The organism is Campylobacter sp. (genome assembly GCF_020024835.1).
GTDB lineage: Bacteria > Campylobacterota > Campylobacteria > Campylobacterales > Campylobacteraceae > Campylobacter_D.
In genome coordinates, this window is sequence record NZ_JAHHTD010000016.1 from 21,462 (window position 1) to 28,723 (window position 7,262).

Below are 7,262 nucleotides of genomic sequence, written 5' to 3' on the forward strand. Positions count from 1 at the left end.
TTGTTTTTATTTTATATAGTTAGAAAATTGAAGGATAGATAATGATAACTCTAAAAGAGGCTTTAAAATTTTCACAAGAAGAAGTGGAAAATTTGAAAAAAGAATTAAATCATAAAGCACAAAAACAAAAACATATTGGTGCTTATGTGGAGCAGTTTTTAAATAAGGATTTAACAAATTCAGGTTCTGGAATTCCAATAGCGATTAAAGACAATATTAGTGTTAAAGATTGGGAATTAACTTGTGCTTCTAAAATTTTACAAGGTTATATATCTCCATATGATGCAAGTGTGATAAAAAATCTAAGAGAACATAATTTTTCTCCTTTTGGAAGATGTAATATGGATGAATTTGCTATGGGTAGCACAAGTGCAACTTCATTTTATGGAAAAACTTTAAATCCGCTTGATAATACTAAAGTTCCTGGTGGAAGTAGCGGAGGAAGTGCTGCTGCGGTAGCTTCTGGTATAGCTTTAGCAAGCTTAGGAACTGATACTGGTGGGTCTGTAAGACAACCTGCTGCATTTTGTGGTTGTGTGGGATTTAAGCCAAGCTATGGAAGAGTAAGTAGATATGGTTTAGCCGCATATTCTTCAAGTCTTGATCAAGTTGGAATTTTAGCACAAAATGTAGAGGATACTGCTATTTTATACGATGTTATAGCAGGCTATGATGAAAAAGATAGCACTAGTGCAAATATAAGTTTTGAATCTACTGCAAAAAAATTAAATGCAAACAAAAAATTAAGAATAGCTGTGATTAAAAATTATATAGATCAAACTAATGTCGATGTTAAAGAAGCATTGTTAAAAACTATTGATATGTTAAAGGCTAACAATCACGAGATTATTTATAAAGATTTAATGGATTCTAAATTTGATGTAGCAGCTTATTATATTATAGCTTCTGCTGAAGCTAGTACAAATTTGAGTCGTTATGATGGAATTCGTTATGGCAGAAGAAGTGAAAATAGTCAAAATTTAAATGAACTTTATGTAAATAGTAGAAGCGAAGGTTTTGGTGAAGAAGTAAAAAGAAGGATTTTGTTAGGAACTTTTGTTTTAAGTAGTGGATATTATGATGCATATTATGTTAAGGCTCAAAAAGCTAGAAAATTTATAAAGGAAAAATACGAAGAGATTTTAAATGATTGTGATTTGATTTTTATGCCGGTTGCACCTAGTGTAGCATTTGGTTTTGATACTTGTAAAACTCCTGTGCAAATGTATTTAGAAGATATATTTACTATTTCTGTAAATCTTGCAGGACTTGGAGGCATTAGTATTCCAATTGCAAAAAATAAAGATGGACTTAATATTTCAGCCCAGTTAGTTTGTAAAGCTTATGATGAACAAACTTTGCTTGATGGGGCTTTAAATTTAGAGTATCTAGTTAAAAACAAATAAAGGAAAAATATGAAAATTCTTAAGCGCGCTTTGACTTTTGAAGATGTTTTATTGGTCCCACAATATTCACAAGTTTTACCAAGAGAAGTAGAAATTAAAACTAAATTAACTAAGAATATCACACTAAATATGCCTTTAATATCTGCGGCTATGGACACAGTAACTGAGCATAGAGCTGCTATTATGATGGCAAGACTTGGTGGTATAGGGGTGATCCATAAAAATATGGACATTGCTTCTCAAGTAAGAGAAGTTAAAAGAGTAAAAAAAAGTGAAAGTGGGGTGATTATAGATCCTATTTGTATAGAAGCTAAAGCAAGTGTTAAAGAAGCATTAGAACTTATGGCAGAGTATAGAATTTCTGGAGTTCCTGTGGTAGATGAAAATAAAATTTTAATAGGAATTTTAACCAATCGCGACTTAAGATTTGAAACAAATTTTAATAATTTAGTAGAAAATGTAATGACTAAAATGCCATTAATTACCGCAAAAAAAGGTTCAACTTTAGATGATGCTGAAAGAATTTTTTCAACAAATAAAGTAGAAAAACTTCCAATTGTTGATGAAAATAATCACTTAGAAGGTTTAATTACCATAAAAGATCTTAAAAAGCGTAAAGAGTATCCAAATTCAAATAAAGATTCTTATGGAAGATTAAGAGTTGCAGCTGCAGTGGGTGTAGGGCAACTTGATCGTGTGAGAGCTTTAGTTGAGGCTGAAGTAGATGTTATAGTGATGGATAGTGCGCATGGACATTCTAAGGGTATTATTGATACATTAAAAGCGATTAAAGATGAATTTAATGTAGATGTAATTGTTGGAAATGTAGCGAGTGCTAGGGCTGTTAAAGATTTATGTGAAGCTGGTGCTGATGCCATTAAGATAGGTATAGGACCTGGTAGTATTTGCACTACTCGTATAGTTTCAGGTGTGGGCGTGCCTCAAATTTCAGCAATTGATGAGTGTGCTATAGAAGCTAGTAAATATGGTATTCCAGTGATTGCTGATGGGGGTATAAAGTATTCAGGTGATATAGCAAAAGCTATAGCAGCGGGTGCAAGTAGTGTAATGATAGGCTCGCTTTTAGCAGGAACTGATGAGAGCCCAGGTGAGCTTTTTACATATCAAGGAAGACAATATAAAAGTTATAGAGGTATGGGAAGTTTAGGAGCTATGCAAAAAGGGAGTTCTGATAGATATTTTCAAGAAGGCACAGCACAAGATAAACTTGTTCCAGAGGGTATTGAAGGAAGAGTGCCTTATGTAGGAAGTATTAAGAGTGTAATCCATCAACTCTTAGGTGGTCTTAGATCTTCTATGGGTTATGTTGGAGCTCCAAATATCAAAGATTTCCAAGAAAAAGCTGAATTTGTGGAGATTACTGCAGCAGGTTTGAAAGAAAGTCATGTTCATGATGTAACTATCACTGCTGAAGCACCAAATTATAAGGTAAGCAACTAATGGATTTTGAAGACTTTTTACAACAAGCTGAAGTTTCTTTAGAAAAACTTAATGATAAAGATTTAAAACTTCAAACGTGTATTGAAATTTATAAAGAAGGTTTGAAAAATATACAATCTGCAAGAGAGCTTTTAGATAAAGCAAAATTAGAAATCGAGCAAATTGATGAGTAGTATAGTTGCTTTACAATTTCCTACTTTAGCATTAAGTGAGTCAAGACTTGATTATTATCTTAAGGTTGCTAAAGATGGTGGTGCAAATTTAGTAGTTTTAGGTGAGTATGTATTAAATAGTTTTTTTACCGAGCTTATTACTATGCCAAAATCAATGATAAAAGAGCAAAGTGAGAGTAAAAAAGAAAGTTTAGTGCGTTTAGCAAATAAATATGATTTAGAAATTATCGCACCTTTTGTAAGTGTTGATACTAAAGGTTGTCGTAAATTTTGTCTTAAAGTATCTTCTAAAGGGATTAAAAGCTATGAGCAACAAATTTTAATGCCTTATACGCATTGGAATGAATGCAAATTTTTTCAAAATAAAAAAAATGATCATCTTAAACTTTTTACTTTTAATTATGAAAATTTAAAATGTGCCTTACTTTTTGGTTTTGAAGCTCATTTTGATATTTTTTGGCAAATGATAATGAAAAAAAAGATTGATTTAGTCATTATTCCTACAGCTAGCACTTTTGAAAGCCAGCAAAGATGGTTGGAGCTTTTAAAAACTAGAGCATTTTTAAATTCTACAAATATTTTGCGTGTCAATCGTATTGGTAAGCTCAAAGAGGGGTGGAAGTTTTATGGTGATACTTTTTTTATTAATGCCTTTGGAGAGGTGCAAGATAGACTTACAGATAAAGAAGAAATGTTAGTTATAAAGCCTCAAAAAGCAGATGAGGCAAGAAAAATTTGGGAATTTGAAAAAATAACTAGAAATTTTTTATAAATTTAAAATAATTATTTTTTAATATAGATATTTAGATTAATGGAATTTTTATGAGAAAAGTTTTATTACAAATTTGTATTTTTAGCATTTTATTTTCTATCATTTTCGCTTTTAATCGTTTTTTAATGCAAATGGATTTATCTACTTTAAATGAAATTGTGATTATGTATCTTTTAGGATTATTTCACGATATAAGATTTTTAAGTGCTATATTTTTACCGCTTTTATTGTGTGGATTTTTTGCACTATTTTTTTACAATATAAAAAACAAAAAAATAATTATGTGGAGTAAGAAATTTTATTTGATTTTTTCAAATATTTATATAAGTTTTGTTGCTATATTAAGTATAGGATTTTCTTATGCAAAATATTATTATTATGAAATCTATAAAAGTAAATTTGATATTTTTATTTTTAGCATAAAAGATGAAAATACTCAAGCAATTTATAATATCATCATTTCTGATTATCCTTTGATAAAAATTATTTTAATTATGGTTGTATTTTGTGCATTTTGTATATTTGTTAATACAAAAATTTTAAACTTAAATTTAAAACCCATAAAATTTAGATTATTTATTTTAATCTTGCTTAATTTTGTATTAGTATGTATTTATATTGTAGCTTTAAGAGGACCTTTTAAGCATGTAGCTATTAATGTGCAAAATTACTCTTTTAGCGAATTTAAAGTTATAAATGATGTGATGTTAAATCCTCTTATGGCCTTTAGTTGGGCTTATAAGCAGTATAAAGAAGAGGAAAAAATAAATTTTATCACCAAAATACAAGCTAAAAATTTACAAAATGAGCTTTTTTCGTATTGGTCAAAAAGTCCTAAAAATGAATATGCTAAAAATTTTCGTCCTAGTATCTTTGTGAATTTTATGGAGAGTTTTGGCTGGAATTTAGCAGATTTTATAGATGAAAGACATAATTATTTAGGTGCTTTAAATAAACATTTTAAACAAGATTTTGTTTTTCAAAGATTTTTAAGTTCTACAAATGGGACCATTCCAAGTTTTGCAAATTTATTTTTCCTTAGTCCTTTTGCGTATATTTCAACAAGTAAATTTCAAAAAGTGTATTTAAAATACACTCCTATAGAACTTTATAAAAAGCAAGGTTATAAGATTATATTTGTGAGTGCTGGTAATGGTGCTTGGCAAAATATAAGAAATTATTTAAATACATTAGGCATTGATGAAATTATAGATGAAAATACCTTGATGAAAGAATTTAGTGGAGCTAAAGAAAGTGAAAATGGTTATGGCGTAGCTGATGAATTTTTATATAAAAAAGTTTATGATTTACTAAATAAAAATCCACACAATACTTTGATTATATCCCTTACTATCTCAAATCATCCGCCTTATAAAATATCACATTTTGATGAAAATATATTAAAAGATACTGATAAAAAATTATTGGATTTACTTCCTTATGATACAGAAAAACAAAATAATATCATCAAAGCTTACACTTATGCAAATGATGAATTTGGAAAATTTTTAGACAAAGTGAAGCAAAGTTCTTTTAAAGATAGTGTTATTATAGCAGCTACTGGAGATCATCGTGTTAGGGAAATGGGTATGGATGTAAAAACTCAAAAAGCTTTTGCTTATAGTGTTCCTTTTTATCTTTATGTGCCTAAAAATTTACAACAAGATATATATTATGATAAAAATCGTATCGGATCGCACAAAGATATTTTTCCTACTTTATATGCTCTTAGTTTAGATAGTGTGGATTATTTAAGTTTAGGTGGCAAAAGTATGCTAACAATTCCAAGTGATAAAAAGCTTGAATTTGGTTTTAATGACGTTGTGTGGATAGATGAAAGTGGAGTGTATCCGCTAAGTAGCTTTAAAAAAAGTGAGAAGGGGTATTATTTTGAAAAAAATACAAGCTTAAAAGATACAAATGAAGCCTTTGAAATAGATTCTTATCATAAAGAATTTGCAAAAAAATACCAAGAATTAAATTTTTATTTTTTAGGAATTCGTTTAGGATTGATAGAATAAATCTTTAGTAATTAAATCTTTGCTATATTTTAATTTTAGTAAATAAATGATAAAATCCCGCCTTGGATTTTAGAAATTTGAGGCAATAATGCAAAGAGTTCATTTTATAGGTATAGGCGGTATTGGAATTTCAGCTTTAGCTAGATTTTTAAAGGAGCAAGGATTTAAGATTAGTGGCTCTGATGTTAAAGAAAGTAAAATCACAAAAGAATTAGAAAAAGAAGGGATTAAAATTCAAATTCCTCATCATAAAGATAATGTTAAAAATGTAGATTTAATCGTGTATTCAGCAGCTATCAAAGAAGATAATGAAGAGTTAATTAGCGCAAGAAGCCAAAATATTCCTACACTTTCAAGAAAAGAAGCTTTACCTATGATTTTAAAAGATAAAAAGGTGTTTGCAGTAGCAGGAGCACACGGGAAAAGCACCACTTCAAGTATTTTGGCAAGTTTAATACAAGCTTCTGTAATAATTGGTGCAGTTTTAAAAGAAAAAGGCACTAATATGCTTTATAAAGAAAGTGAGAATCTTATTTTTGAAGCTGATGAAAGTGATAGTTCTTTTTTGAATTCTAATCCTTATTTAGCTATAGTAACTAATGTAGAAGCAGAGCATTTAGATCATTATGGGAACAATATTACTAAGCTTTATAAGGCTTATGAGGATTTTTTAAATTTATCTAAAATTCAAGTTATTAATGCAGAAGATGATTTTTTAGCAAGTTTAAATTTAGCTAATGTGAAAAAATTATATCCAAGCCAAGATATTACAAATCTTTGTATGAGTGTGAAGGATTTTAAACCTAGAATTAATTTTGAGTTAAGAAATTATGGAAAATTTAGTATTTGTGGAATAGGAGAGCATATAGCAATTGATGCTTGTTTAGCTATTTTAGCTGCGAGTGAATTTTTAGATATAGAACAAATTCGTAAAAATTTGTATGATTATCAGGGTATTAAAAAAAGATTTGATATTTTATTTGCTACTGAAAAAATGGCTTTAATAGATGATTATGCTCATCATCCAACAGAAATAAAGATGACATTAAAAGCAGCAAAAGAATATGCAAATTTAGCCGGATATAAAAAACTTACAGCTATTTTTGAACCTCATCGTTATACTCGTTTAAATGCAAATATAGAGTATTTTAGCGAGGTATTATCTTGTGTAGATGAGTTATATATTTTGCCTGTATATGCAGCTGGAGAAGACAAAATAGAAATTAATATGCAAAAATATTTTCCACAGGCTCATTTTATAAAAGAAATCAAAAGAGAACAAAACGCTCTTTATCTTGATGATATTTTAATAAATGATGGTTTAGTTATAGGTTTTGGTGCTGGAGATATTAGTATAAAACTTCGAGGAAGTTATGCTTAAGATTATTTTATGTATTTTAGCTTTTTTTATTTTTTTAGCTTTATTTGT

General features: G+C 28.8%; 6 protein-coding genes. All 6 read left to right on the plus strand.

Translation table 11 applies throughout. The features are described 5' to 3' along the window. Window positions 1-41 precede the first annotated feature (41 nt). The 6 genes from gatA to murC all read left to right on the plus strand — a co-directional run bounded on the left by gatA (window position 42) and on the right by murC (window position 7,214). Window positions 42-1,406, plus strand: coding sequence for an Asp-tRNA(Asn)/Glu-tRNA(Gln) amidotransferase subunit GatA (gene gatA / locus QZ429_RS04100; RefSeq protein ID WP_291951501.1), 1,365 nt, complete (start codon window positions 42-44; stop codon window positions 1,404-1,406). A gap of 9 nt (window positions 1,407-1,415) precedes the next feature. Further along, complete coding sequence (guaB, locus tag QZ429_RS04105; RefSeq protein ID WP_291951505.1) at window positions 1,416-2,867, plus strand: IMP dehydrogenase; 1,452 nt, start codon at window positions 1,416-1,418, stop codon at window positions 2,865-2,867. Next, window positions 2,867-3,040, plus strand: coding sequence for an exodeoxyribonuclease VII small subunit (locus QZ429_RS04110; RefSeq protein WP_291951508.1), 174 nt, complete (start codon window positions 2,867-2,869; stop codon window positions 3,038-3,040). Before guaB ends, QZ429_RS04110 begins: the two co-directional genes overlap by 1 nt. After that, window positions 3,033-3,812, plus strand: coding sequence for a carbon-nitrogen hydrolase family protein (locus tag QZ429_RS04115; RefSeq protein WP_291951510.1), 780 nt, complete (start codon window positions 3,033-3,035; stop codon window positions 3,810-3,812). The genes QZ429_RS04110 and QZ429_RS04115 overlap by 8 nt, the downstream gene beginning before the upstream one ends. A 50-nt stretch (window positions 3,813-3,862) precedes the next feature. Then, window positions 3,863-5,833 carry an LTA synthase family protein gene (locus tag QZ429_RS04120; RefSeq protein ID WP_291951514.1) on the plus strand — a complete coding sequence of 657 codons (1,971 nt, stop codon included), beginning with the start codon at window positions 3,863-3,865 and terminating at the stop codon, window positions 5,831-5,833. Between the two features lie 88 nt (window positions 5,834-5,921). After that, entirely contained in the window at window positions 5,922-7,214 is a 1,293-nt protein-coding gene (gene murC, locus QZ429_RS04125) for a UDP-N-acetylmuramate--L-alanine ligase (protein WP_291951517.1), read from the plus strand. The last annotated feature ends 48 nt before the right edge of the window (window positions 7,215-7,262 follow it).

Coding starts and splice junctions, on each gene's coding strand:
- murC (WP_291951517.1), top strand. CDS start 5,922: ATGCAAAGAGTTCATTTTATAGGTATAGGCGGTATTGGAATTTCAGCT.
- QZ429_RS04110 (WP_291951508.1), top strand. CDS start 2,867: ATGGATTTTGAAGACTTTTTACAACAAGCTGAAGTTTCTTTAGAAAAA.
- gatA (WP_291951501.1), top strand. CDS start 42: ATGATAACTCTAAAAGAGGCTTTAAAATTTTCACAAGAAGAAGTGGAA.
- QZ429_RS04120 (WP_291951514.1), top strand. CDS start 3,863: ATGAGAAAAGTTTTATTACAAATTTGTATTTTTAGCATTTTATTTTCT.
- guaB (WP_291951505.1), top strand. CDS start 1,416: ATGAAAATTCTTAAGCGCGCTTTGACTTTTGAAGATGTTTTATTGGTC.
- QZ429_RS04115 (WP_291951510.1), top strand. CDS start 3,033: ATGAGTAGTATAGTTGCTTTACAATTTCCTACTTTAGCATTAAGTGAG.